The following is a 24,888-nucleotide window of genomic DNA, read 5'->3' on the forward strand; positions in this document are numbered from 1 at the left end:
ATTCCCATGGTTTTTATTGGAGGGGATCAAGTCGAACGGTCAGTCGCCGAACGGGCCTGCTGCGACGAAAGCGCCGCCCTGATAGATCCGCGCCGGGTCATCGTCGGCTGGCATCGGTTGCGCTTCGACCTTGTCGCGGAACACTTCCGAGGTGTCCTTGGCTTCGAAACCGAGGTGGCTGGCGTAGCGGTTGTCCCACCAGACGTCTTTGTTGGCGGACATGCCGTAGACCACGGTGTGGCCGACGTTCGGTGTGTACAGCGAGCGTTCGAGCAGTTGCGTGAGATCGTCGAAGCTCAGCCAGGTGTGCATCATCCGGCGGTTCTGCGGTTCGGGGAACGAGGAGCCAATGCGGATGCTGACGGTTTCGATGCCGTAGCGATCGAAGTAGAAGCTGGCCATGTCTTCGCCGTAGGACTTGGACAAGCCGTAGTAACCATCGGGACGACGCGCCGAAGTGGCGTCGAGCTGTTGGTCCTGTTTGTAGAAACCGATGACGTGGTTGGAGCTGGCGAAGATCACGCGCTTCACACCGTGCTTGCGCGCCGCTTCGTAAATGTGGAACACGCCGCTGATGTTGGCACCGAGGATTTCTTCGAACGGGCGCTCGACCGAAACGCCGCCGAAATGCAGGATCGCATCGACCCCTTCGACCAGTTGATGCACGGCTTGCTTGTCGGCGAGGTCGCAGAGCACGACTTCTTCGTGGTCATCGACGGCCGGGGCGAGGGCGGCGATGTCGGACAGGCGCAGCACATTGGCGTAAGGGCGCAGGCGTTCGCGCAGCACTTTGCCCAGGCCGCCGGCGGCACCGGTCAGCAGCAGGCGGTTGAAAGGAGCGCGGGGGGTAGAGGTAGACGTCATGGCAATCCCTGAACACATTGTTATTAGGTTTGTTGTAGGTTGTCGTATGACTGCGCTGAAGTATCGGTAGGGTTTCCGGATCTTGTCAACGCGACTTTTGGTGTAGATGACGGAAGGGGCGATTCATTTTCTCAAGACCCGATACCTGCCTTGCAATGCAATTCCCTTGTGGGAGCGAGCCTGCTCGCGAATGCGGTGTGCCAGTCAGAACAAATCGACTGGTCCGGCGCTTTCGCGAGCAAGCTCGCTCCCACAGGGTAAACCGCCAACCGTTACAACAACGAAATCGGATAGCTGATGAAAATCCGGTTCTCGTCAAATTCGTTGGTGCTGAAGTCCCGGCGGATGGTCGCGTTGCGCCATTTCACGTTGAGATTCTTCAGCGGGCCGCTCTGCACGGTGTAGGCCAGTTCCGATTCGCGGCCCCATTCCTTGCCGTCATTGGTGGTGGCGGTGTGTACGTTATCGCCGCTGATGTAGCGGTTCATCAGGGTCAGGCCAGGCACGCCCAGCGCAACGAAGTTGTAGTCGTGACGCACCTGCCAGGAGCGCTCTTTGGCGTTGTCATAACTGGCGTTGTAACTGTCGTTGGCCAGTGTGCCGCCGCTGGTGCCGTTGACGCGCATCCAGGCATCGTCGCCGGTGAGTTTCTGCAGGCCGACGTAGAAAGTGTTGCCGCCGTACTTGGCCGAGAGCAGGGCGAACGCGGTCTTGTTGTCGAGATCGCCGGCCTGAGCGCTGCCGTCTTCCTTGCCGGTGAAGAAACCGAGGTTGGCGCCCAGCGTCCAGTCGCCCATCGGCTGGCTGTGGCTGAGGTTGAAATACTGCTGCTGGTAGATGTCGGTGAGCTCGGCGTACCACACGCCGACCATGGTGCGCTTTTCGTTGAAGGTGTATTCGCCGCCGCCGAAGTTGAAGCGATCGGAGGTGAACGCACCGCGGCCGTTCATCGACATGTCTTCCATGCTCGCGTCGTTGCGCGGGCTGTTGCCACGAAACTGGCCGCCGTAAACGGTCAGGCCGTTGATCTCGGTGGACGTGATCTGGCCACCGCGAAAGGTCTGCGGCAGGGAGCGGCCATCGTCAGAGCGCAGGATCGGCAGCACCGGCATCCATTCACCGACTTTCAATTCGGTCTTCGAGACTTTGGCTTTCAGCGCCACGCCGAGGCGACCGAAATTGTCGGCCGGGCGACCGTCATCATGAATCGGCAACAACTGCGTACCGCCAGTGCCTTTGCCGCCATCGAGCTTCTGCGAGTACATGCCAAGGATGTCGAGGCCGAAGCCGACGGTGCCCTGGGTGAAGCCGGATTTGGCGTCGAGAATGAAGTTCTGCGTCCATTCTTCAGCCTTGCCCTGCGGATTGGCCGGGTTGACGAAGTTGCGGTTGAAGTAGGCGTTGCGCAGGTTCAGCGTGGCTTTGCTGTCGTCAAGAAAGCCTTCGGCATCGGCGCTCATCGGCAGGGCCAGAGCGAGGCTGCTGCAACCGATCAGGCTGAGGGTCGAACGCGGTTTGAAATGGGCAAAACGTGACGGGCGGACGGAATTGCGGGCGAGTGGGCTCACTGTGACGCTCCCTGGATCGTTTGTTGTTTTTATTATTTGTTATACGTCGTCGTACAACATCGATGCGGATATTTCCCAGATTTACGGGGATTGTCAACTGGAAGTTATGCGATGGCCTCCCATGCGACGCAGAACCCCTGTGGGAGCGAGGCTGCTCGCGAATGCGGACTTTCCTTCAATGAAGTTGTCGACTGACACAGCGCTTTCGCGAGCAGGCTCGCTCCCACCGGGTTCCTTGGTGTCCGTCGAGTCGTGTATTGCCTGTCAAATTGCGGCAAACTTCCTCTACCCCCAGCACCAGGCCGATCCATGGATAAATACGCCCCGCGCAACTGGCAACCCCACGAAAAGCCCAGCCTGCCCGGTTCTCCGTCGACACCTCTGCACTCCACGCCCAAGCGCCTGGCTTATGCGGCGGTTGGCGTGCTGGTAGCGGTGACTGGTGGGTTGGGCAACTCGTTGGTGGTTGCCAACCTGCCTTACCTGCAAGGCTCGCTCGGCGCGACCACGGCGGAGATGGCCTGGCTGCCGGCGGCGTATGTGATGACCAACGTGTCGATGAACCTGCTGCTGGTGAAGTTTCGCCAGCAGTTCGGCTTGCGCGCGTTCACCGAGGTGTTTCTGGTGCTGTATGCCCTAGTGACCTTCGGCCATTTGTTCGTCAACGATCTCAACTCGGCAGTGGCGGTGCGGGCTGCCCACGGCATGGTCGGTGCGGCACTGAGCTCGCTGGGTCTGTATTACATGGTCCAGGCGTTCCCGGCGAAGTGGCGGCTCAAAGCGTTGGTGCTCGGCCTCGGCACGTCGCAATTGGCGTTACCGCTGGCGCGGCTGTTTTCCGAAGACCTGTTGCAGATCGCCGAATGGCGCGGTTTGTACTTGTTCGAATTGGGCATGGCCCTGCTGTCACTCGGCTGTGTCTTGCTGCTGAAGCTGCCGCCCGGTGACCGCTTCAAAACCTTTGAAAAACTCGATTTCCTCACCTTCGCCATCCTCGCCACGGGTGTGGCGTTGTTGTGCGCGGTGCTGTCGCTGGGGCGGATCGACTGGTGGCTGGAGGCAGACTGGATCGGCGTGGCGCTGGCCTGTTCGATCGCGCTGATCATCATGGGCCTGGCCATCGAGCACAACCGCAGCAACCCGATGTTGATGACCCGCTGGCTGGGCAGCGGAACGATGATCCGCCTGGCGCTGGCGGTGACCCTGATTCGCATGGTCACCTCGGAGCAATCCACCGGCGCTGTGGGGTTCATGCAGAACCTCAACATGGGCTATGAGCAGTTGCACAGTCTGTACGTGGTGATGCTGATCGGCAGCATCGCCGGGCTTGCCACCAGCGCACTGACTATCGACCCCAAACACTTGCTGATGCCCTTGATCATTTCCTTGGCGCTGATGGCCACTGGTTCGGTGATGGACAGCTTCTCGAACAACCTGACCCGCCCCGAAAACATGTATTTCAGCCAGTTCCTGCTGGCGTTCGGCAGTACGTTTTTTCTCGGCCCGACCATGGTTTTCGGCACGCGCAACGTGCTGACCAATCCGCGCAACCTGGTGAGCTTTTCCGTGCTGTTCGGGATCTGCAATAACCTCGGCGGACTGCTCGGCGCGGCGTTGCTCGGCACTTTTCAGATCGTGCGGGAGAAGTACCATTCCAGCCACATCGTCGATCATCTGGTGATGTCCGACCCGTTGGTGGCCGCGCGGGTGCAGAGCGGCGGCTCGGCCTTCGGCGGTTTGCTCGCCGACCCGAGCCTGCGCAATCTGGCCGGCATTCGCAGCCTCGCCAATGCGGCGACACGCGAAGCGAACGTGCTGGCCTATAACGATGTCTTCATGCTGATCGCGGTCATTGCCGTCCTGACCATGATCTGGCTTTCGATTCGCGCGTTGTGGCTGATGAGCACCACCAAAGCCATTGAGCCGACACCTTCCGTACGACCCAGCGGTGCCACTTCTTCATGACCGAACCGACCACCACAACCACCAACGCCATCGCCGCCACACCTGAAGGGGAGGCGCCGCCGTCATCACCCAACACCGCGCCGCGTTCGCTGCGGGTGCGGATCATTTCTTCGCTGGGCTTTGCTGCAATCGCCATCGTCGGCGTGCTGATCGTGCTGTATGCGTGGCAACTGCCGCCATTCAGCAGTGCGGTCGAAACCACCGAAAACGCCTTGATTCGCGGGCAGGTGACGATCATCGGCCCGCAGCTCAGCGGCTATGTGTTCGAGGTGCCGGTGCAGGACTTCCAGTACGTCAAGGCCGGGGATCTGCTGGTGCGTCTGGACGACCGCATTTATCAGCAACGCCTCGACCAGTCCCTGGCACAACTGGCGGTGCAGAAAGCCGGATTGGCCAACGTCGTGCAGCAGCGCAACAGCGCCGAAGCGACGATCAAATTGCGTCAGGCGGTGCTTGCCGATAGCCAGGCGCAGTTGCGCAAGAGCGAGGCCGATCTGCGGCGTAATCAGGAGCTGGTGCGCGACGGCTCGGTGTCCAAGCGCGAATTTGACGTGACCCTCGCTGCCAACGCGCAAAGCACGGCTTCTGTGGCGCAGGCCAAGGCCAATCTGGAAATCGCCCGGCAGGATCTGCAAACGGTGATCGTCAATCGCGGCTCGCTGGAGGCCGCCGTGGCCAGTGCCGAAGCAGCGGTGCAACTGGCGAGGATCGATCTGTCGAACACACGCATCGTCGCCCCGCGCGACGGTCAGCTCGGGCAGATCGGCGTGCGCTTGGGGGCCTACGTCAACTCCGGCGCGCAGCTGATGGCGTTGGTCCCGGACCAGAAGTGGGTGATCGCCAACATGAAGGAAACCCAGATGGCCAACGTGCGGGTCGGGCAACCGGTACGCTTCACCGTCGACGCCTTGAACCACCGCAGATTCACCGGCCATGTGCAGCATATTTCGCCGGGCACCGGCTCGGAATTTGCCTTGCTGCAGGCCGACAACGCCACCGGCAACTTCGTCAAGATCGCCCAGCGCGTGCCGGTGCGCATCACCATCGATCCCGATCAGCAGGAAGAAGAACGCTTGCGGCCGGGGATGTCAGTGGTTGTCAGCATCGACACCGCCGCCGGCGACACCCAACCCCACTGATCAATGCATGACCCTGTGGGAGCGAGCCTGCTCGCTCCCACAGGATTAGTGCGCACGGGCTCTATTCACTCGGCCGAGGGAGTGACCCGGCAACTTTTGCGGTTGCGGATCTGCTCGTCGCTGGGTCTCTCGCGAACGAATTCGAAGCGCGGTTCGCCTTCGCTGTAATGCACCAGCCAGCCCCATTCCAGTTCGCTTTCGTCCTGTCCGGGATGCGGTGGCCGGGCCCACCAGGGTTCTTTGCTGAGGATCTCGCGCATGGCAGCCTCCGGTTGATGGCAATCCTTGAACTATAGCTTCCTGTCGCGAGTCGTCAGAACAGGCTGTGTAGAATCGGCGCGATCATGACGATTTGGGGGCAGGGCGATGATGGATGAAGTGCGCAGGGATGAACCGTCGAAACGGCTGTTTTTCGCTTTGGACTGCCCACCGGCGCAGCGCAAGGCAATCGCCCAGTGGCGCGCGGAACTGGGCCTGCGCAGCGGCAAACCGGTGCCGGCGGATAACTTTCATCTGACTCTGCTGTTTCTCGGTGCGGTGCCGCTGGCGCAGATTCACGGCGTCTGCGAAGCAGCGGGCAGTGTGCGTATTCCCGGCGAAACGTTGCGCATTGCGCTGGATCGCTTGCAGGTCTGGCATCGCCCCGGTGTGCTATCGCTGGCACCGGAACAGGCGCCGCCCGCGTTGTTGCGCCTGGTCTACGCACTGGAGCAGGCGATGCTGCCGTTCGGTTTTGACGAGCCCACCCACGAGTTCCGCCCGCACCTGACACTGGCGCGGGAGTACCGCGCGCCGGAGCCGGAATCGCGCACGCCGCCGGAGTTTTTCCTGCGCGCTGAACGCTTCGGCTTGTTCGAATCGCACAAGGGTCGCTATCGGGTTTTGCACGACTGGCCGCTGATCTGAACGGACAAAAAAAGGCGCCCGAAGGCGCCTGCAAATTCACCCGAGCCGAGGGAGCCGGGTGAGGCCGTTCAGAGCAGGGTGCAGCGGTGGTAAGGCGCTGCGTGAACGGAAAATTTTCAGCACTGCATTGCTTCATTGTGGGAGCGAGCCTGCTCGCGAAAGCGTCGGCACATCCAATATTTTCGTCGCCTGTCCTACCGCCTTCGCGAGCAGGCTCGCTCCCACATTTTGATCATCGCTGTTTTTATTTCCCGAGCTTCACCCGCGTCCAGCCACGGGTCATGATCCGCTGCGTGGCAATCGGCTGATCCGGCACTGCATACAACGTCGCCATCACCGCTTGCGACGGATACGAGCCCGGTTCGTTGCGGATCGCTTCGTCCACCAGTGGCGTGGCCGCTGCGTTGGCGTTGCTGTAGCCGATGCTGTTGGTGACTTCGGCGATGATGTCCGGGCGCATCAGGAAGTCCATGAACAGGTAGGCATTGTCGACGTTCGCCGCATCCCGGGGGATGGCGACCATGTCGTAGAAGCTGCCGGCGCCTTCCTTGGGAATGCCGTAGTCGATCACCACGTTGTTGCCCGATTCCACCGCGCGAGCCTTGGCCTGCAGGACGTCGCCGGAGTAACCGACCGCCACGCAGATGTTGCCGTTGGCCAGATCGGAGATGTATTTCGAGGAATGGAAGTACGCCACGTACGGGCGGATTTTCATGAACAGCGCTTCGGCTTCGGCGATGTGCGCCTTGTCCTTATCGTTCACCGGATAGCCCAGATAGTGCAGGGCGGCCGGGAGCATTTCGGTCGGCGAATCGAGGAAACTGATGCCGCAGGCTTTGAGCTTTTCCGCGTTCTCCGGTTTGAACAGCAAGTCCCAGGAGTTGGTCGGGGCGTTGGCGCCGAGTACTTCCTTGACCTTCGCCGGATTGAAACCGATGCCGATCGAGCCCCACATGTACGGGAACGCATGCGCGTTGTCCGGATCACTGGCGGATGCGTTTTTCAGCAATACCGGGTTGAGATTCTTCCAGTTCGGCAGCTTCGACTTGTCCAGCGGCTGGTAGACGCCGGCCTTGATCTGCTTGGCCAGGAAACTGTTCGACGGCACGACGATGTCGTAGCCGGATTTGCCCGCGAGCAGGCGCGCTTCCAGGGTTTCGTTGCTGTCGAAGACGTCGTAGGTCACGCGAATGCCGGTCTCGTCTTCGAACTTTTTCACGGTGTCCGGCGCGATGTAATCGGACCAGTTGTAAACACGCAGCACCTTGTCGTTGGCCTGGGCGCCCATGACCATTGCGCCCATTAAGGACAGTGTCAGCAGAGTCCTGCCAAACATTTTCATCGGTACAACTCCCTTCTTCTTATTCAACAAAACAAAAGCTCGGTGCACTTGAACCTTGTGGCGAGGGGATTTATCCCCGCTCGGCTGCGAAGCAGTCGCAAAACCTGAATACGGAGTCTTCAGGTAGAACTGCAGGGGCCGCTTCGCAGCCCAACGGGGATAATCCCCTCGCCACAGTTGTTCATCGGTGTTGCTTAGGCAGTCGCCGCTGCCGGCTGTTGCCACGACTCATTCGCCGTCTGATCCATCGCTTCCTGGATCGCTTTTTTGCGGTTGGCCTCTGCCTTGCGGCCGAAATACCAGACCAGGAAAGTCACCAGCGACACAGCCAGCAGAATCAGGCTGGCCACGGCGTTGATCTCAGGCTTCACACCCAGACGCACCGCCGAGAACACCTCCATCGGCAGCGTCGTCGAGCCCGGCCCGGAGACAAAACTCGCCAGCACCAGATCGTCCAGCGACAAGGCAAACGACATCATTCCGCCGGCGGCCAGCGACGGCGCGATCATTGGAATGGTGATCAGGAAAAACACTTTGAATGGTTTGGCGCCGAGGTCCATCGCCGCTTCTTCGATCGACAGATCCAGCTCGCGAAGGCGCGCGGAGACTACCACCGCCACATAAGCGGCACAAAACGTGGTGTGGGCGATCCAGATGGTGACGATGCCGCGCTCCTGCGGCCAGCCGATCAGTTGCGCCATCGCCACGAACAGCAGCAACAGCGACAGACCGGTGATCACTTCCGGCATCACCAACGGCGCGGTCACCAGGCCACCAAACAGCGTGCGACCCTTGAAGCGCGTCACCCGCGTCAGGACGAAGGCGGCGAGGGTGCCCAGTGCCACAGCGGCAATCGCGGTGTAGCAGGCGATCTCCAGCGAGCGCAGCACCGAGCCCATCAGTTGCGTGTTGTCGAGCAGGCCGACATACCACTTGATCGACCAGCCGCCCCACACCGTCACCAGTTTCGAGGCGTTGAACGAGTAGATCACCAGAATCAGCATCGGCAGATAAATGAACATCAAGCCGAAGATCAGCATGAACTTGGAAAAGTTGAAGCGTTTCATCCCCGTGCCTCCATCTCTTTGGCCTGGCTGCGGTTGAACAGCAGAATCGGCACAATCAGGATCAACAGCATCACCACCGCCAGCGCAGAAGCCACCGGCCAGTCGCGGTTATTGAAGAACTCCTGCCACAGCACGCGACCGATCATCAGCGTCTCCGGGCCACCCAGCAGTTCCGGGATCACGAACTCGCCGACTACCGGAATGAACACCAGCATGCAACCGGCAATGATGCCGTTCTTGGCCAGCGGCACGGTGATCTTCCAGAAGTTGTTGAAGTTGCTCGAACCCAGATCCTGCGCGGCTTCCAGCAGGCTGTTGTCGTGCTTGACCAGGTTGGCGTAGAGCGGCAGCACCATGAACGGCAGATAGGCATAGACCACGCCGATGTACACCGCAGTGTTGGTGTTGAGGATCTCGATCGGGTGATCGGTGAGCCCGGTCCACATCAGGAACCCGTTGAGCAGACCGTTGTTGCTGAGGATGCCCATCCACGCATACACGCGGATCAGGATCGCCGTCCAGGTCGGCATCATGATCAACAGCAGCAGGACGTTTTGCGTTTCCTTGCCGGTCTTCGTGATCGCGTAGGCCATCGGGAAACCGATCACCAGGCACATCAGCGTGCTTAGTGCCGCGACCTTCAGCGAGCCGAGATACGCCGACAGGTACAGTTCGTCTTCGCCGAGCAGGGTGTAGTTGCCGATGTTCAGCAGCAGCTGGAATTTCTGTTCGGCGAAGGTATAGATCTCCGAGTACGGCGGGATCGACAGCGCGGCTTCCGAGAAGCTGATCTTCATCACCAGAAAGAACGGCAGCATGAAAAACAGGAACAGCCAGATGAACGGAATGCCGATCACCAGTTTTCGTCCGCTGGGCACCAGGCGCAAGAATTGCTGATTGAAAGTTCTCATGAGCGCAGCACCACGCCGCTGTCATCTTCCCACCAGACGTAGACCTTGTCGTCCCAGGTCGGCCGCGCGCCACGGCGTTCGGCATTGGCCATGAACGACTGGACGATCTTGCCGCCGGGCAGCTCGACGTAAAACACAGAGTGGCCGCCGAGGTAGGCGATGTCGTGGACCTTGCCTTCGGACCAGTTGTAGCGGAACTCCGGTTGGGTGGTGCTGACGAGCATTTTTTCCGGGCGGATGGCGTAGGTGATCGACTTGTCCTGCACCGACGTGCTGACGCCGTGACCGACAAAGATCTTCTGCTGCAAGTCGGGGCTGTGAATGATCGCGTGGCCTTCCAGATCTTCCACCACAGTGCCGTCGAAAGCGTTCACGTTGCCGATGAATTCGCAGACCATGCGGCTGACCGGCGCTTCATAAATGTCCACCGGGCTGCCGATCTGCGCGATCCAGCCCAGGTGCATGATCGCGATGCGCTGGGCCATGGTCATGGCTTCTTCCTGGTCGTGGGTGACCATGACGCAGGTCACGCCAACGCGCTCGATGATTTCCACCAGCTCAAGCTGCATCTGCGAACGCAGCTTTTTATCCAGCGCACCCATCGGCTCGTCGAGCAGCAATAACTTCGGCCGTTTGGCCAACGAGCGGGCGAGCGCCACGCGCTGACGCTGGCCGCCGGACAACTGGTGCGGGCGGCGCTTGGCGTATTGGGTCATGTGCACCAGACGCAGCATTTCTTCGACACGGGCATCGATTTCGCTGGCCGGCAAGCGGTCCTGTTTGAGGCCGAAGGCGATGTTCTGTGCCACGGTCATGTGCGGGAACAGTGCGTAGGACTGGAACATCATGTTGATCGGCCGCTCGTAAGGCGGCATGTCGGTGATGTCCACGCCATCGAGCAGAATCCGCCCCTCGGTCGGCCGCTCGAAACCGGCGAGCATGCGCAGCAGAGTCGATTTGCCCGAACCGGAACCGCCCAGCAGCGCGAAAATCTCGCCCTGATGGATCTCCAGGGACACATCGTCCACGGCCACGGTTTCGTCGAACTTCTTGGTGACACGATCGACTTTCACCAGCACCTTTTTCGGTTGCTGCTGACCTTCGAGTGCCTTGCGGTAAGTGCTGGAGGCGTTTGCCATGTGAAACTCCCAACAGGTGTCGTGTGCCTGGCCAATGTGGCCGGGCTTAAGTGGATTGCGGAGCGGTCCGGAATGCCTGTCAGCTGGCGCAGAACCTGTGGGAGCGAGCCTGCTCGCGAATACGGAGTGTCAGTCGACATCATCGTTTGCTGATACACCGCTTTCGTGAGCAGGCTCGCTACCACAGGGGATATGCGTTGACCTGAGTGGCCTTTGTCCGTGCCGATCCGGCTTGTTCGGCGCCGCCGTCCTGGCTGCCTGGGTCGTACTTGTTGTTATCACGGGTGTTGCGGTTCACGACGGGCGGATGTGCAAACGCACACCCGCCAGCCGTGGGGGCAGTAAATCGTTATCTGGTTTGGGATTGCGTCAGCGCTGAGTGCGCCTCGCCGCCCGTTGCCGGCACGCCGCGCCAAACGCCTGGAAAATCCTCAGGTAGTTCGGGTTGTCCAGCACTTGCCATTCCGGATGCCATTGCACGCCGAGGGCGAAGGTCGGGCTGTGCTCGACCGAGATCGCTTCGATCAAACCGTCCGGCGCCACGGCTTCAGCACGCAGGCCGGGGGCGAGGCGGTCGATGCCTTGGCTGTGAATCGAATTGACCTGAAATTCGTCGGGCAACTCCAGCGCTTCGAACACGCCGCCAGCGATCACGCTGACCGCATGGGCCGGGGCGTATTGCACCGCCACATCCGGGCTGTCGGCTTCACGGTGGTCGAGCATGCCGGGCAGCTCGTGCACCTTCTGATGCAGGCTGCCGCCAAACGCCACATTCATTTCCTGGAAGCCACGGCAGATGCCGAGCACCGGAACGCCCGCCGCTATGGCTGCACGCAATAAAGGAAGGGTGGTCGCGTCGCGAGCCGGATCGTGATCCGTGCCGGGTGCACTGGCCGGGCCTTGATAGTGGAAGGGCTCCACGTTCGAGGGGGAGCCAGTGAGCAACAGACCGTCGAGCTGACCGAGCAGGTCATCGATTTCAGTCAGGTTGCCGAGGGAAGGAATGACCACTGGCAACCCTTGAGCGCCAACGCTGACAGCACGTACGTACTTGTCGCCGCTGATGTGATAGGGGTGCAGGCCAATCTGTTTGACGCACGCAGTAACGCCGATCAATGGCTTGAATGCCATTTTTATTCACCTCGAAGTCTGTCACTTGAACGAGCTTTTCCGGAGCTTAGCCTCGTTGATTTTAATTAACAACTGCCATGTAAAAAATTCTAAACGCCATTCATCAAATCGCTCAGGTTTACCGGGGTTTGCCGGCGGATATGGCACGAGAGTGTTAAGAAAAGCCCGAAAAATAAAGGCTGCAGGGCAGGGTGTTCGCTATTGACTTCACTTTGCCTTTCGGATTGACTGGCTGCGCAACACGGTGGTGAACATAATAATTAACAGCTAAATAGGTGCATCATGTCGGTCCCTCTGCGTACCGTTCAACTCAACGAAGCCAACGCATTCCTTAAGAAATATCCTGAGGTTTTGTACGTCGACCTTCTGATTGCGGATATGAACGGTGTGGTGCGCGGCAAGCGCATCGAACGCACCAGTCTTCATAAGGTGTACGAAAAAGGCATCAACCTGCCGGCGTCGTTGTTCGCGCTGGACATCAACGGCTCGACGGTGGAAAGCACCGGCCTGGGCCTGGATATTGGCGATGCTGATCGCATCTGCTACCCGATCCCCGGCACCCTGAGCATCGAGCCGTGGCAAAAACGCCCGACCGCTCAACTGCTGATGACCATGCACGAGATCGAAGGCCAGCCGTTCTTCGCCGACCCGCGTGAAGTGCTGGCCAACGTTGTGCGCAAATTCGACGACCTTGGCCTGACCATCTGCGCGGCGTTCGAACTCGAGTTCTACCTGATCGACCAGGACAACGTGAATGGCCGTCCGCAATCGCCACGTTCACCGGTATCCGGCAAGCGTCCGGTGTCGACTCAGGTCTACCTGATCGACGACCTCGACGAATACGTCGACTGCCTGCAAGACATCCTCGAAGGCGCGAAAGAGCAGGGCATTCCCGCTGACGCCATCGTCAAGGAAAGCGCCCCGGCGCAGTTCGAAGTCAACCTGCATCACGTCTCCGACCCGATCAAGGCCTGCGATTACGCGGTCCTGCTCAAGCGTCTGGTGAAGAACATCGCCTACGACCACGAGATGGACACGACCTTCATGGCCAAGCCTTATCCGGGCCAGGCCGGCAACGGTCTGCACGTGCACATTTCGATTCTGGACAAAGAAGGCAACAACATCTTCGCCAGCGAGGATCCCGAGCAGAACGCCGCACTGCGTCACGCGATCGGCGGTGTGCTCGAGACCCTGCCGGCGCAAATGGCGTTTCTCTGCCCGAACGTCAACTCGTACCGCCGCTTCGGCGCGCAATTCTATGTGCCGAACTCGCCGAGCTGGGGCATCGACAACCGCACCGTGGCCGTGCGTGTGCCAACCGGTTCGGCGGATGCCGTGCGCATCGAACACCGCGTCGCCGGTGCCGATGCCAACCCGTACCTGCTGATGGCGTCGGTACTGGCCGGCATTCACCACGGCCTGACCAACCAGATCGAGCCCGGCGCGCCGGTCGAAGGCAACAGCTACGAGCAGAACGAGCAGAGCCTGCCGAACAACCTGCGCGACGCCCTGCGCGAGCTCGACGACAGCGAAGTCATGGCGCGCTACATCGACCCGATGTACATCGACGTGTTCGTCGCGTGCAAGGAAAGCGAGCTGGCCGAGTTCGAGAACTCGATTTCTGACCTTGAGTACAACTGGTATCTGCATACGGTGTGATCACATACACCACCGATCCAATGTGGGAGCGAGCCTGCTCGCGAATGCGGTATGTCAGTCAGAATTTTGTTGCCTGACACGACGCTTTCGCGAGCAGGCTCGCTCCCACAGGGGATCGGGTTATCAATTTGGATGAGTGGGTGATCACCCGCCGTCGCCCAATTCCCCCTTGTCGAGCTCAAAACAATGACCATAACCCGCAACGACTGGGAACAACGCTTCCAGTCCCTGTCCATCGAATCCCGCGCCTTCATCGACGGTGAATATCGCCCGGCACTCAGCGGCGACACCTTCGAATGTCTGAGCCCGGTCGATGGCCGCTTTCTTGCTGCCGTCGCCAGCACCGATGAAGCCGACGCCAATCTGGCCGTCGAAGCGGCGCGCCAGTCCTTCAACTCCGGCATCTGGGCAAAAAAAGCCCCGGCCGAGCGCAAGCGCGTGCTGATCCGCTTCGCCGATCTGATCCTGCAACATCAGGAAGAACTGGCGCTGCTGGAAACCCTCGACATGGGCAAGCCGATCAGCGATTCGATGAGCATCGACATCCCGGCGACCGCCAACGCGATCCGCTGGAGCGCCGAGGCCATCGACAAGATCTACGACGAAGTCGCCGCCACGCCGCACGACCAACTTGGCCTCGTCACCCGTGAGCCCTCGGGTGTGGTCGCAGCGATCGTGCCGTGGAATTTCCCGCTGATCATGGCCAGCTGGAAGTTTGCCCCGGCGCTGGCGGCGGGAAACTCGTTCATCCTCAAGCCTTCGGAAAAATCACCGCTGACTGCCATCCGCATCGCGCAACTGGCGCTGGAGGCGGGTATTCCGAAGGGCGTGTTCAACGTGCTGCCGGGCTACGGTCACACCGTCGGCAAGGCGCTGGCGTTGCACATGGACGTCGACGTGCTGGCCTTCACCGGCTCCACGGCGATCGCCAAGCAGCTGATGATCTATGCCGGGCAGAGCAACATGAAACGCGTCTGGCTCGAGGCCGGCGGCAAGAGCCCGAACGTGGTGTTCGCCGACGCCCCGGACCTGCGCGCGGCAGCCCAGGCAGCAGCCAGTGCCATCGCCTTCAACCAGGGCGAAGTCTGCACGGCCGGCTCGCGTCTGTTGGTCGAGCGCTCGATTCGCGAGCAGTTCATCCCGCTGCTGGTGGAAGCGCTGCAAGCGTGGAAACCGGGGCATGCGCTTGATCCGGCCACTACCGTCGGCGCTGTGGTCGACCAACGTCAGCTGGACAACGTGCTGCGCTACATCAGCATTGGCCGCGAGCAGGGCGCCGAGTTGATTGCCGGCGGCCAGCGCACCCTCGAAGAAACCGGCGGCCTCTACGTGCAGCCAGCGATTTTCGACGGCGTGACCAATGCGATGACTATCGCCCAAGAAGAAATCTTCGGCCCGGTGCTGTCGCTGATCACCTTCGACACTGCCGAAGAAGCCCTGCAGATCGCCAACGACAGCATCTTCGGCCTCGCCGCCGGGGTGTGGACCAGCAACCTGAGCAAGGCGCACACCTTCGCCCGCGGTTTGCGCGCCGGCAGCGTCTGGGTCAACCAGTACGACGGCGGCGACATGACCGCGCCGTTCGGTGGCTTCAAGCAATCGGGCAACGGTCGCGACAAATCGCTGCATGCGTTCGACAAGTACACCGAACTGAAAGCGACCTGGATCAAGCTCTGACTCTTTTACAGCGGCGGCCGCCACTGGTTGGTGGCCCTCGGAGAAACCTATGAAACAGCAACACGTAAACAGCTACTACGCCGCCACCCGCAACGAAGTCATCGACTTCCCGGTTCTCGAAGAGGCAGTGGACTGCGATGTCTGCATCATCGGCGCCGGCTACACGGGCCTGTCCTCGGCACTGTTCCTCAGCGAAGCCGGCTACAAAGTCACCGTGCTGGAAGCGGCGAAAGTCGGCTACGGCGCCAGCGGTCGCAATGGCGGGCAACTGGTCAATTCCTATAGCCGCGACGTCGATGTCATCGAAGAGCGCTACGGCGACAAGACTGCAGAAATCCTTGGCAGCATGATCTTCGAAGGCGCCGACATCATCCGTTCGCGCATCAAGGATTACGACATCAAGTGCGACTACCGCCCGGGCGGTATTTTCGCGGCGATGAACAAGAAACAGCTCAACGGCCTGGCCGAGCAGAAGCGCAACTGGGAGCGCTATGGCAACCGCAATCTGAAGATGCTCGATGCCGCGGACATTCGTCGCGAAGTGGGTTCCGACGCCTATGTTGGCGGCTTGCTGGACATGCAGGGCGGCCACGTTCATCCATTGAACTTGGCCCTCGGCGAAGCCGCCGCCATCGTGCGTTTGGGCGGCAAGATCTACGAGCAATCGGCGGCGGTGGAAATCACCTACGGCGAGCCGATCACCGTGCGCACCGCCAAAGGTCTGGTCCGTGCCAAATACCTGCTGATCGCCGGCAACGCTTATCTGCCACAAGGCCTAGACAATCGTGTTACCGCGAAAAGCATGCCGTGCGGCTCGCAGATCGTCGTCACCGAACCGTTGACCGAGCAGCAGGCGCGCAGCCTGATCACCAACAACTATTGCGTGGAAGATTGCAACTATCTGCTGGATTACTACCGCCTCACTGCCGACAACCGCCTGCTTTACGGCGGCGGTGTGGTCTACGGCGCGCGGGAGCCGGACGATATCGAACAATTGATCCGGCCGAAGATCCTCAAGACCTTTCCGCAGCTCAAGGACGTGAAGATCGACTACCGCTGGACCGGTAACTTCCTGCTGACCATGTCGCGGATGCCGCAATTCGGCCGTATCGAAAAGAATGCCTACTACATGCAGGGCTACAGCGGCCACGGCGTCACCTGCTCGCACCTGGCCGGCAAACTGATCTCGGAAATGATCCGCGGCGACGCCGAACGCTTCAACGCCTTCGCCGCGCTGCCGCACATGCCAATGCTCGGCGGCCGCACCTTCTCCGCACCGCTTACCGCTCTGGGCGCGGTCTACTATTCCCTGCGCGACCGGTTCGGCGTCTGATTGACCTCACCGGCGACGGTCCGAAAGACCCCGCCGGTTTTTCACTTATGCAAAGCACTGATGTCCACTGTGGGAGCGAGCCTGCTCGCGAAGAGGCCAGCCCAGCCACACTCGCTTTTGCTGACCTGCTCAAAACCAAATGTGGGAGCGAGCTTGCTCGCGAAGGGGCCATATCAGCCAACATCTTCGTTGTCTGACACACTGCTTTCGCGAGCAAGCTCGCTCCCACATTGGCTGTATTGCCAGTGCAAGAGGAAGTTTCGTCTCACCATCCATCGAACCTGCTGAGCAACACCGGCAAACGTGATTTAATAGCCGCCTTTCACGGTTCCGGGACACGGGAGCAACGTGATCCGCGCGACCTGCGCGTCACCCGCCACCCACCCCCATCGCCCCTTTTACATAAGGCAGTCATGGATACGGGTTCTCGACTCAAACTAGTACGCGAAAGCTACAAACTCTCCCAGCGGGAGCTCGCCCGGCGTAGCGGCGTGACCAACGCGACCATCTCGCTGATCGAACAGAACCGCGTCAGCCCCTCCGTCAGCTCGCTGAAAAAGCTGCTCGAAGGCATACCGATGTCCCTGGCCGACTTCTTCACCTTCGACCAGCCCCCGCGCGAACACCAATACGTGTTCCGCGCCAACGAACAACCCGACCTCGGCCGCCACGGCCTGCGCCTGCTGCTCATCGGCGCCTCGGTGCCCAGCCGCCAGATGCGCCTGCTCCGCGAACAATACGCCCCCGGCGCCAGCTCCGGCGAAGAGCCGATCGTGCATGCCGAAGGCGAAGAGTGCGGGCTGGTCACGCGCGGCACGGTGGAATTGACCGTGGATGGGCAGGTGAGTGTGTTGAGTGCGGGGGATGGTTACTACTTTCCGACGACGTTGCCGCATAAGTTCCGCAATATCGGCGCGGATGAGGCTGAGATAATCAGTGCGAATACGCCGGCGAATTTCTGATCGGATAACGCATTATTTTTTTGTTGACCCGATATCTTTTGAGGTGTCGGGTTGTTTGTTCCTGCCGTTCGTCAGCCTTCCCGCATTTTCCCCGCGCACGCGCTTCCAATGCATAACTCAGCCCCGCAAAGGAACCGCCAACATGCGCAAACCCAACCTCGCAGCACTGACCTTGGCCACGCTGTTATCCGCCACTTCGCTCTACGCAACAGCAGCCAGCGACACACCGGCACCCACTGCTAACGACGGCAATAGCCAAACCAATCCGAGTGCGCCGGAAGACATTCATTCCAATGGCGCCACCGTGCCCAAAGGCACTCAGGGGAACACCACCAACAATGATGGCTCAACACCTTCGGGTTCCAAGCCCAGTGGTTCGAAGCAATCGAACGACAGCGGCACCAGCAGCGGTGCTGGTGAGGGTTGAAGCTGTTTGCAGATGCAGCAAGCCCGGCATCAAGCCGGGCTTTTTATCAGGCAATCACTGGTTACTGAAGCTATTTAGCCTTCCAGTTTCCACCACTGTTCTCACAATCAATCTTTGCCTGCGCCAGGTGCTCACCGTCGTAGTAATACGTGGTGACTTTGGCATTGTCGGGCATGTTCAGCGGTTTGGCGCTTTTGTCTTTGCTGGTTGAGTGCGGGTTGGCCAGGGATTCCTGGGTGAGGCGGGCGGTGCAGGTGGCCTGGTAGTGGTCGTCGCAGCGTTCGACTTTCTTCTTGGTGGCGTTGAGGGTGTCCTTGGTTTCGTTGCTGCAGGACCAGTTGATGGAGTCCACGGGCATGCCTTCGTATTCGTAGCAGCTGTGGGTTTCCACCGCTGGCACCGAGGCGCTGGAGGAGCGGGTCTGGACGTCGCAGCCTTCGGCCATGACGCAGGTGGGGATGATGGCGAATGTGGCGATCAGGAGCAGCAGTCGGGTTTTCATCGGCAATTCCTCTCCAATGGCGCCGCGTCTGATCGGTGATTTGGCGCTTGTCTGGTTTCGAGGCGGCGAGGGCGGGCAAGGTTCAATCGGTTTGCGCTGAGCGATCTTCGCGTACACTGCGCAACAATCAGAAACATTCAGCGCAGGATTCGATTCCCATGGCCCAAACCCTCGAATGCGCTATCGCCATTGCCGCCACGGCCCACACCGGGCAGGTGGACAAGGGCGGGGCGCCGTACATTCTTCATCCGCTGAAAGTCATGTTGCGCATGAATACGCTGGAAGAGCGCATCGTCGCTGTGCTGCACGATGTGGTCGAGGATTGCGGGGTGAGTCTGGATGATTTGCGCGGGGAAGGCTTCAGCGAAGAGGTGCTGGCGGCGATTGCGGCAGTGACCAAACTGCCCGGCGAGTCCTACGAGGACTTTGTCGACCGCGCCGCGCAAAACCCGATCGGCCGGGTGGTGAAGCTGGCGGATCTGGAAGAGAACAGCGATATCTCGCGGATTGCCTCGCCGAGTTGGGAGGATCTGGAGCGGATCGAGAAATATCGGCGGGCGATTGCACGCCTTCGCGCTTAGGAATGCAAATCCCCCTGTAGGAGCTGCCGAAGGCTGCGATCTGATCGTTCCCACGCTCTGCGTGGGAATGCAGCCGGGGACGCTCTGCGTCCCAAAAGATCGCAGCCTTCGGCAGCTCCTACCAGGGAATGGTGGTGTCTCACAAAATAGCCAGGAAGGCGAACTATGAAATCCATTGTGTGCTTGTTGATTGCGGCCGGTTTCGGCGCGTTATTGCAGTTTGAAGGCGTACCCCACGGCTTGCTGCTGGGCTCGATTGTCGTTACCGCATTGTTTGCCAGCAAAACCGGCATCGCCCCGGCAACTCCTTATGGACTGGGCTACATCCAGGTCACGCTGGGCATCGCCACCGGGCTGATGTTCGAAGCATGGGACAGCGAAACGGCCGCGACGATGTTGCCCAGCCTTGGCGTGTTGCTGATCTGCCTGACCGTACAAATTGCACTCGCCGGATGGTGGCTGACACGCGGCGCCGGCTGGAACCGCACCGATGCACTGCTGGCGGTGTATCCCGGCGCATTGGCCGCAGTGTTCGATTTGCTTGAGTCGGAAAAGGCTTCGAGCAAAGTCATCATCGTTCATCTGATGCGGCTGCTGTTGATCACCGTGCTGGTGAGTTTGCTCATTCCCGGGCAAGCAGCGGTGGCTGAAGTGGTCAGCGATCCGTTGACCACAGGCATGGCGCTGACCGCGTTCTCTGTCATCGCGCTGAGCGTATTGCTCGGCCGCCTGTTGTTGCTGATGGGCGTCCCGGCGCCGTTCATGCTCACTGCGATCATCATCACTGCTGTGTTTGTGAAGACGGGATGGCTGCACGGCTTTCACATGCCGGAGTGGAGCCTGAACCTGGCCGCACTGATTCTTGGCGTGCGCATCGGCTCACGGTTTCAGGGGCTGGGCATCGCAGAGCTGGCGCGGCATGGGCGCACGGCATTGGTCTCGGTGGGTTTGATGATCGTCGTTGCAGCGGCGTTTGCCGAGGTGGCTGCGCGCTGGCTGGGCAGTGATCCGCTGGCGCTGTGGCTGGCGTACATGCCGGGCGCGATCGAGACGATTGCGATTGTCGCGTTTGGTGGCGGGCTGAATGTGGTGTTTATCCTGACGCATCATCTGAGCCGGATGGTGCTGCTGCATTTTGCCCCGGCGTTGTTGGTGCAGGTCAGGCGTGGCCCAAGGCAATCGTGAACGACACGACGATCATGCAGGCGAAGGCGAAATTGAGATTCATGGGCTGTGCATCCTGAGCTTTTGAGAGTGGGGCCATTGTGAACAGGCGCAGCGCAAAGAAAAAATTCGCCGTGTTGATTCCAATGATCGAAAGCATTGATAGCCGTTGCGTTTGTATTTGCCTGAGACTTTCGCTAGTGTCGCTGAAACCTGCAACTACAAGCACAAACAGGCATAACCATGCACGACCACTCCATCGCCGAATTGCCGTCCCTGCGCCGGCAGAAAATACTTTTGCTTCTCGAACGTGACGGCAAGGTCATGGCCTCCGAGCTGAGCCAGCATTTCGCAGTGTCCGAAGACACCATTCGCCGCGATCTCGCCGAGCTGGACAGCGCCGGGCTGGTGCAGCGGGTGCATGGCGGGGCGTTGCCGCGACCGAAGGATTCGGGCAAGGATTACTTCACCCGTCTGGATGAGACCGACGAGGTCAAGGTGCGCCTGGCGCAATTGGCGGCGCAGCACATCGAGGATGGGCAGATTGTGCTGTTCGATTCCGGCTCGACCACCTTGCAGGTGGCGCGCGCAATACCGTCCGACATCCGCATCACCGCCGTGACCGCTTCACCGCTGACGGCGATTGCCTTGTCCGAATATAAAGGCGTGAAAGTAATTCTGGCGGGTGGTGAATTGAATCCGCATTCGATGTCGGCCAGTGGTCAGGAAGCGCTGCGACTGCTGGCCGGAATCAAGGCTGATCTGGCAATTACCGGGGTGTGTGCGATTCATCCCGAAGTGGGGATCACCTCGCTGCATTTCGATGAAGTGCCGATCAAACAGGCGATGCTCGACAGTGCAACGCGGGTGATTGCGGTGACCACGGCGGACAAGCTGGGCGCGGTGGAGCCGTTTGTGGTGGCGCCGTGTACGCGCCTGCATAGGTTGATTACCGAGCGTTATCCGGGGTCGGGGAATGTCGAGGATTATCGGCGGTTGGGGATTTTTGTGGAGCAGTTGCCGGATTGAGTTTGTGTGGGTTTTGAGGGCCTCTTCGCGAGCAGGCTCGCTCCCACAGGGGATCTGCAGTGAATAAATGACTTTGTAGGAGCTGCCGAAGGCTGCGATCTTTTGATTTTGACTTTTAAAAGCAGGATCAAAAGATCGCAGCCTTCGGCAGCTCCAGGTAATGGATCAGCGCAACCGCTCAAGCATCTGGTAATACCACATCCCCGCCGCCAGCAACGGGTTGCCCAGCAGGTCGCCCATTGGCACGCGGATGTGCTGGCACGCGGCGAAGGTATCGAATTGTTCCATTTGCCCGGTGATTGCCCGGCTCATGATTTCGCCCATGATGTGCGTAGTGGCGATGCCATGTCCCGAGTAGCCCTGGCAATACCAGACGTTGTCCGAGAGCTTGCCCAGTTGCGGGATGCGGTTGATGACGATGCCCATCGCGCAGCTCCACTGGTAATCGATCGCCACACCTTTTAGCGCCGGGAACGTGCGTTCGATACACGGGCGCAGTTCCGCAGCGATGTCGCGCGAATCCTTGCCGCTGTAGTTGGCGCCGCCGCCGAACAGCAAACGGCCGTCGGCGGTGAGCCGGTAGTAATCGAGGACGAAGCGGCAGTCGTACACGGCGAGGTCTTCGGGGTTGATCTGTTGCGCCAGATCACCCAGCGGCGCGGTGGTGACGATGCCGCCCATGGCCGGGAAGATCTTGCCCTTGAGCTGACCCGGTTCGAGCTTGTGATAGACGTCACCGGCGAGCATCACCTGACTGGCGTCGATCTGGCCGTGGGCGGTGCGCACGCCAGGTGTGTCGCCGTGAATGATCTCCAGCACTTCGCTGTTCTCGAAGATCAGCGCGCCCAGGCTTTCGGCTGCGCGTGCTTCGCCAATGCACAGGTTGAGCGGGTGCAGGTGCATGTTGCGGGTGTTCTTGATGGCGCCGTGGTAGAGCTCGCTTTGCAGCAGGTCGCGAACCTGGCTGCGGTCGAGCAGGCTCACTTCATCGCCCAATCCGCGACGCACGGCTTCGTCGTAATCCTTGCGCAGATCGACCATGTGGCTCGGCTTGTACGCCGCGTGCAAATGGCCGTGTTTGAGGTCGCACTGGATCGCATATTTCTCGACGCGCTCGCGGATGATTTCATGCCCGCGCCAGCGCAGATGCCAGATGAAATCGTCCACGTCATCGCCCAGTTTTGCACGCATCTGTTTGCGCATCGCGCCGTCGCCGGAAAGGCTGCCGGTGACTTGCCCGCCATTGCGCCCGGTGGCGCCCCAGCCGATCTTGTGGCTTTCGACGATGGCGACTTTCAGGCCTTTTTCCGCCAGCTCGACGGCAGTGGCGACGCCAGTGAAACCGCCGCCGATGATTACCACATCGACCTTGTGCCGGCCTTGCAGGGTCGGATAGTCGGTGTCCTGGTTGAGTGTGGCGGTGTAGTAGGAATTGCAGCGAATGGTCATGTCGGGGTCCACAAAAAATTCAGATTCGAAGTGCATTCCCTGTGGGAGCGAGCCTGCTCGCGAAAGCGGTGTGTCAGTCACCCCAAATGTTGAATGTGATGACGCCTTCGCGAGCAGGCTCGCTCCCACAGGTTCGGTGTCGGATCGTTAAGCCTCGGTCAGGTACCACCGCCAATCCTGCTCACCCACTTCAGCCATGAACTGCCGATACTCGGCACGCTTCACCGCCAGATACACCCCAAGGAATTCCTGGCCCAACGCCTCCCGTGCCCACGCGGAATTTTCCAGCGCCTGCAACGACGTCAGCCAATCGGTCGGCAGCAGTTCTTTCGCCTGGGCATAACCATTGCCCTCGACCGGTGCCCCCGGATCCAGCTCTTCACGGATGCCGCGATGAATGCCGGCGAGGATCGCTGCCGCTGCCAGATAAGGGTTGGCATCGGCGCCGCAGATGCGGTGTTCAATGTGTCGTGTCGGCGCCGGGCCGCCGGGTACGCGCAGGCTGACGGTGCGGTTATCGACACCCCAGGTCGGCGCCAGTGGCGCGTAGCTGTTGGCCTGGAAACGCCGGTAAGAGTTGGCGTTGGGGCAGAACAGCAGCAGCGAATCGAGCAGGGAGGCGAGCATGCCGCCGATCGCCGTGCGCAACAGCGGTGTGCCGGCCGGGTCTTCAGAAGCGAACAAATTACGCCCCTCGGCATCGGCCAGGCTGACGTGCATGTGCATGCCGGTGCCGGCCAGATTATCGAACGGTTTGGCCATGAACGTCGCCTGCATGCCGTGCTTGTGCGCCACGCCTTTGACCAGACGCTTGTAGCGCACCGCCTGATCCATCGCTTCCAGCGCATCGCCGTGTTCCAGAGTGATTTCCACTTGCCCCGGGGCGTATTCGGAAATCGCCGTGCGCGCCGGAATGCCGTGCAGTTTGCACGCGCTGTAGAGGTCGGCGAGGAATGGCTCGATCTGCTCCAGCTCGCGCAAACCGTAGACTTGCGTGTGTCGCGGTCGCCCACCGTCGGCGTCCAGCGCCGGTTGCGGGCGGCCGTTGTGGTCGCGTTTGGCGTCGAGCAGATAAAACTCCAGCTCGCAGGCCATGATCGGGTGATAGCCCTCGGCCTTGAGCCCGTCGATCACCTTGATCAGCAGGTGCCGAGGGTCAGCGATGCTCGCCGGCATGCCCTCGCTCGGGTGCATGCTGACCTGCACCGCAGCGGTTGGAATCTGCCGCCACGGCAGGCGCACCAGACTGCCTTGCAGCGGATAGGCGCGGCAGTCGATGTCGCCCACATCCCAGACCAGTCCGGAGTTTTCCACGTCCTCGCCTTGTACGGTCAGGCCGAGGATGGTGCTCGGCAGCGGTCGGCCGCTTTCATACACGGCGAGCAGTTCTTCGCGATGCAACAGCTTGCCGCGCGGCACGCCGTTGGCGTCGAGAATGAACAGTTCGATCATGTCGATATCGGGGTTCTGTTCGAGGAACAGGCGTGCGTCTTCAATGGCTGCGAATTTCATGGCAAATCACTCACGGTGGCGCCGCACAGGCGCGCAGATTCGTCCGGACACGACGCGACAAAAAGGCGTAAGTGTCCCGGCAGGGATATCAGGAAAATCGGGAAATTGACTGTCGCGGTTTCAGCTCACGCGATCAGGCAGGAACGGCGATATCCGGCGGGCGTGCGGAGTGACGCAGCTTGGAGCGGCGCAGGGCCATGGGCAGATTGACGATGCGGTTCATACGCGGCCCCTGTTGCAGTGGGCGCGTACAGCAGAGACGTGCAACCTTTGCGGTTGTTGTGGTGACGTACTCATAACGCGTGTTTCCGTTGGCGGAAAGCGTCGGCGGCAGGGCAGGCCCGGCGACCGGTGTGCCCGGATAGTAAGGGGGAATTTGCGCGCGTGTAAATGGAAGATTCGTCGGTGGCGCTTTCCAGCGTTTGGGCTAATTGACCGAGTTGCCTTTTTCGCGAGCAGGCTCGCTCCCACAGGAGAATGCATTTCAACTGTTTTCGCGAGCAGACTCGCTTCCGCAGGAGAGTGCATTTCAACTGTGGGAGCGAGCCTGCTCGCGAATGG

Annotated in this window: 22 protein-coding genes; 11 read left to right on the top strand and 11 right to left on the bottom strand. The window is 60.4% G+C overall.

Annotated elements, in window-relative coordinates:
• Positions 1-39: 39 nt before the first annotated feature.
• Together AB4N47_RS07235 and AB4N47_RS07240 are read right to left on the bottom strand one after the other, a co-directional pair.
• Positions 40-864 carry an NAD-dependent epimerase/dehydratase family protein gene (locus AB4N47_RS07235; RefSeq protein WP_110645549.1) on the bottom strand — a complete coding sequence of 275 codons (825 nt, stop codon included), beginning with the start codon at positions 862-864 and terminating at the stop codon, positions 40-42.
• Positions 865-1,136: 272 nt separating this feature from the next.
• Positions 1,137-2,432, bottom strand: coding sequence for an OprD family porin (locus AB4N47_RS07240; protein WP_341637207.1), 1,296 nt, complete (start codon positions 2,430-2,432; stop codon positions 1,137-1,139).
• Positions 2,433-2,741: 309 nt separating this feature from the next.
• Here AB4N47_RS07240 and AB4N47_RS07245 point away from each other — a divergent pair, with 309 nt between their 5' ends.
• Together AB4N47_RS07245 and AB4N47_RS07250 are read left to right on the top strand one after the other, a co-directional pair.
• On the top strand, positions 2,742-4,397 hold the full coding sequence (locus AB4N47_RS07245) for an MFS transporter (protein ID WP_341637208.1): 1,656 nt from the start codon (positions 2,742-2,744) through the stop codon (positions 4,395-4,397).
• Positions 4,394-5,536, top strand: coding sequence for an HlyD family secretion protein (locus tag AB4N47_RS07250; RefSeq protein ID WP_110600944.1), 1,143 nt, complete (start codon positions 4,394-4,396; stop codon positions 5,534-5,536). The genes AB4N47_RS07245 and AB4N47_RS07250 overlap by 4 nt, the downstream gene beginning before the upstream one ends.
• A gap of 65 nt (positions 5,537-5,601) precedes the next feature.
• On the opposite strand, the gene AB4N47_RS07255 is transcribed toward AB4N47_RS07250, so the two are convergent.
• The gene (locus tag AB4N47_RS07255) at positions 5,602-5,796 is read right to left on the bottom strand and encodes a hypothetical protein (protein ID WP_110600946.1); all 195 of its coding nucleotides are present in this window, start codon (positions 5,794-5,796) and stop codon (positions 5,602-5,604) included.
• Positions 5,797-5,902: 106 nt separating this feature from the next.
• Here AB4N47_RS07255 and thpR point away from each other — a divergent pair, with 106 nt between their 5' ends.
• Positions 5,903-6,442, top strand: coding sequence for an RNA 2',3'-cyclic phosphodiesterase (thpR, locus tag AB4N47_RS07260; RefSeq protein WP_341637209.1), 540 nt, complete (start codon positions 5,903-5,905; stop codon positions 6,440-6,442).
• A 244-nt stretch (positions 6,443-6,686) separates the two neighbouring features.
• Here thpR and AB4N47_RS07265 read toward each other — a convergent pair whose 3' ends face one another.
• The 5 genes from AB4N47_RS07265 to AB4N47_RS07285 form a co-directional block, all read right to left on the bottom strand.
• The gene (locus AB4N47_RS07265; RefSeq protein WP_281893669.1) at positions 6,687-7,784 is read right to left on the bottom strand and encodes a polyamine ABC transporter substrate-binding protein; all 1,098 of its coding nucleotides are present in this window, start codon (positions 7,782-7,784) and stop codon (positions 6,687-6,689) included.
• Positions 7,785-7,978: 194 nt separating this feature from the next.
• Positions 7,979-8,851 (bottom strand): ABC transporter permease subunit, encoded by an 873-nt coding sequence (locus AB4N47_RS07270; RefSeq protein ID WP_186566520.1) that lies wholly within the window; start codon positions 8,849-8,851, stop codon positions 7,979-7,981.
• A complete protein-coding gene (locus tag AB4N47_RS07275) occupies positions 8,848-9,762 on the bottom strand; it encodes an ABC transporter permease subunit (protein ID WP_024013334.1) in 915 nt (304 codons plus the stop codon). The genes AB4N47_RS07270 and AB4N47_RS07275 overlap by 4 nt, the downstream gene beginning before the upstream one ends.
• Complete coding sequence (potA, locus tag AB4N47_RS07280) at positions 9,759-10,901, bottom strand: polyamine ABC transporter ATP-binding protein (protein WP_341637210.1); 1,143 nt, start codon at positions 10,899-10,901, stop codon at positions 9,759-9,761. Before potA ends, AB4N47_RS07275 begins: the two co-directional genes overlap by 4 nt.
• A gap of 369 nt (positions 10,902-11,270) precedes the next feature.
• Positions 11,271-12,032, bottom strand: coding sequence for a gamma-glutamyl-gamma-aminobutyrate hydrolase family protein (locus AB4N47_RS07285; RefSeq protein ID WP_341637211.1), 762 nt, complete (start codon positions 12,030-12,032; stop codon positions 11,271-11,273).
• Positions 12,033-12,314: 282 nt separating this feature from the next.
• Here AB4N47_RS07285 and AB4N47_RS07290 point away from each other — a divergent pair, with 282 nt between their 5' ends.
• The 5 genes from AB4N47_RS07290 to AB4N47_RS07310 all read left to right on the top strand — a co-directional run bounded on the left by AB4N47_RS07290 (position 12,315) and on the right by AB4N47_RS07310 (position 18,090).
• The gene (locus AB4N47_RS07290) at positions 12,315-13,691 is read left to right on the top strand and encodes a glutamine synthetase family protein (protein ID WP_007918694.1); all 1,377 of its coding nucleotides are present in this window, start codon (positions 12,315-12,317) and stop codon (positions 13,689-13,691) included.
• Between the two features lie 186 nt (positions 13,692-13,877).
• A complete protein-coding gene (locus AB4N47_RS07295; protein WP_341637212.1) occupies positions 13,878-15,368 on the top strand; it encodes an aldehyde dehydrogenase in 1,491 nt (496 codons plus the stop codon).
• A 49-nt stretch (positions 15,369-15,417) separates the two neighbouring features.
• A complete protein-coding gene (locus AB4N47_RS07300; protein ID WP_130910983.1) occupies positions 15,418-16,701 on the top strand; it encodes an NAD(P)/FAD-dependent oxidoreductase in 1,284 nt (427 codons plus the stop codon).
• 413 nt (positions 16,702-17,114) lie between these two features.
• Positions 17,115-17,663 (top strand): cupin domain-containing protein, encoded by a 549-nt coding sequence (locus AB4N47_RS07305; protein ID WP_011333561.1) that lies wholly within the window; start codon positions 17,115-17,117, stop codon positions 17,661-17,663.
• 142 nt (positions 17,664-17,805) lie between these two features.
• Positions 17,806-18,090: a hypothetical protein gene (locus AB4N47_RS07310; protein ID WP_341637213.1), complete on the top strand. Its 285-nt coding sequence runs from the start codon at positions 17,806-17,808 to the stop codon at positions 18,088-18,090.
• A 70-nt stretch (positions 18,091-18,160) separates the two neighbouring features.
• Here AB4N47_RS07310 and AB4N47_RS07315 read toward each other — a convergent pair whose 3' ends face one another.
• Positions 18,161-18,592, bottom strand: a complete 432-nt coding sequence (locus AB4N47_RS07315; protein WP_039763280.1) for a hypothetical protein — start codon at positions 18,590-18,592, stop codon at positions 18,161-18,163.
• Positions 18,593-18,750: 158 nt separating this feature from the next.
• Here AB4N47_RS07315 and AB4N47_RS07320 point away from each other — a divergent pair, with 158 nt between their 5' ends.
• The 3 genes from AB4N47_RS07320 to AB4N47_RS07330 all read left to right on the top strand — a co-directional run bounded on the left by AB4N47_RS07320 (position 18,751) and on the right by AB4N47_RS07330 (position 21,366).
• Complete coding sequence (locus tag AB4N47_RS07320) at positions 18,751-19,173, top strand: HD domain-containing protein (protein WP_341637214.1); 423 nt, start codon at positions 18,751-18,753, stop codon at positions 19,171-19,173.
• Between the two features lie 165 nt (positions 19,174-19,338).
• Entirely contained in the window at positions 19,339-20,358 is a 1,020-nt protein-coding gene (locus AB4N47_RS07325) for an AbrB family transcriptional regulator (RefSeq protein ID WP_341637215.1), read from the top strand.
• Between the two features lie 222 nt (positions 20,359-20,580).
• On the top strand, positions 20,581-21,366 hold the full coding sequence (locus tag AB4N47_RS07330; RefSeq protein ID WP_341637216.1) for a DeoR/GlpR family DNA-binding transcription regulator: 786 nt from the start codon (positions 20,581-20,583) through the stop codon (positions 21,364-21,366).
• A 165-nt stretch (positions 21,367-21,531) separates the two neighbouring features.
• Here the strand turns inward: AB4N47_RS07330 and AB4N47_RS07335 are convergent, their stop codons facing one another.
• Both AB4N47_RS07335 and AB4N47_RS07340 read right to left on the bottom strand, forming a co-directional pair.
• Positions 21,532-22,815, bottom strand: a complete 1,284-nt coding sequence (locus tag AB4N47_RS07335; protein WP_282387711.1) for an NAD(P)/FAD-dependent oxidoreductase — start codon at positions 22,813-22,815, stop codon at positions 21,532-21,534.
• Positions 22,816-22,962: 147 nt separating this feature from the next.
• Positions 22,963-24,327, bottom strand: a complete 1,365-nt coding sequence (locus AB4N47_RS07340; RefSeq protein ID WP_460154446.1) for a glutamine synthetase family protein — start codon at positions 24,325-24,327, stop codon at positions 22,963-22,965.
• Positions 24,328-24,888: the final 561 nt, after the last annotated feature.

It is taken from the genome of Pseudomonas sp. S3_G06 (genome assembly GCF_054667565.1).

Excerpts from the sequence above, each read along its gene's own strand:
- AB4N47_RS07235 (WP_110645549.1), bottom strand. The coding sequence starts at position 864 with ATGACGTCTACCTCTACCCCCCGCGCTCCTTTCAACCGCCTGCTGCTG.
- AB4N47_RS07245 (WP_341637208.1), top strand. The coding sequence starts at position 2,742 with ATGGATAAATACGCCCCGCGCAACTGGCAACCCCACGAAAAGCCCAGC.
- AB4N47_RS07250 (WP_110600944.1), top strand. The coding sequence starts at position 4,394 with ATGACCGAACCGACCACCACAACCACCAACGCCATCGCCGCCACACCT.
- AB4N47_RS07255 (WP_110600946.1), bottom strand. The coding sequence starts at position 5,796 with ATGCGCGAGATCCTCAGCAAAGAACCCTGGTGGGCCCGGCCACCGCAT.
- thpR (WP_341637209.1), top strand. The coding sequence starts at position 5,903 with ATGATGGATGAAGTGCGCAGGGATGAACCGTCGAAACGGCTGTTTTTC.
- AB4N47_RS07265 (WP_281893669.1), bottom strand. The coding sequence starts at position 7,784 with ATGAAAATGTTTGGCAGGACTCTGCTGACACTGTCCTTAATGGGCGCA.
- AB4N47_RS07270 (WP_186566520.1), bottom strand. The coding sequence starts at position 8,851 with ATGAAACGCTTCAACTTTTCCAAGTTCATGCTGATCTTCGGCTTGATG.
- AB4N47_RS07275 (WP_024013334.1), bottom strand. The coding sequence starts at position 9,762 with ATGAGAACTTTCAATCAGCAATTCTTGCGCCTGGTGCCCAGCGGACGA.
- potA (WP_341637210.1), bottom strand. The coding sequence starts at position 10,901 with ATGGCAAACGCCTCCAGCACTTACCGCAAGGCACTCGAAGGTCAGCAG.
- AB4N47_RS07285 (WP_341637211.1), bottom strand. The coding sequence starts at position 12,032 with ATGGCATTCAAGCCATTGATCGGCGTTACTGCGTGCGTCAAACAGATT.
- AB4N47_RS07290 (WP_007918694.1), top strand. The coding sequence starts at position 12,315 with ATGTCGGTCCCTCTGCGTACCGTTCAACTCAACGAAGCCAACGCATTC.
- AB4N47_RS07295 (WP_341637212.1), top strand. The coding sequence starts at position 13,878 with ATGACCATAACCCGCAACGACTGGGAACAACGCTTCCAGTCCCTGTCC.
- AB4N47_RS07300 (WP_130910983.1), top strand. The coding sequence starts at position 15,418 with ATGAAACAGCAACACGTAAACAGCTACTACGCCGCCACCCGCAACGAA.
- AB4N47_RS07305 (WP_011333561.1), top strand. The coding sequence starts at position 17,115 with ATGGATACGGGTTCTCGACTCAAACTAGTACGCGAAAGCTACAAACTC.
- AB4N47_RS07310 (WP_341637213.1), top strand. The coding sequence starts at position 17,806 with ATGCGCAAACCCAACCTCGCAGCACTGACCTTGGCCACGCTGTTATCC.
- AB4N47_RS07315 (WP_039763280.1), bottom strand. The coding sequence starts at position 18,592 with ATGAAAACCCGACTGCTGCTCCTGATCGCCACATTCGCCATCATCCCC.
- AB4N47_RS07320 (WP_341637214.1), top strand. The coding sequence starts at position 18,751 with ATGGCCCAAACCCTCGAATGCGCTATCGCCATTGCCGCCACGGCCCAC.
- AB4N47_RS07325 (WP_341637215.1), top strand. The coding sequence starts at position 19,339 with ATGAAATCCATTGTGTGCTTGTTGATTGCGGCCGGTTTCGGCGCGTTA.
- AB4N47_RS07330 (WP_341637216.1), top strand. The coding sequence starts at position 20,581 with ATGCACGACCACTCCATCGCCGAATTGCCGTCCCTGCGCCGGCAGAAA.
- AB4N47_RS07335 (WP_282387711.1), bottom strand. The coding sequence starts at position 22,815 with ATGACCATTCGCTGCAATTCCTACTACACCGCCACACTCAACCAGGAC.
- AB4N47_RS07340 (WP_460154446.1), bottom strand. The coding sequence starts at position 24,327 with ATGAAATTCGCAGCCATTGAAGACGCACGCCTGTTCCTCGAACAGAAC.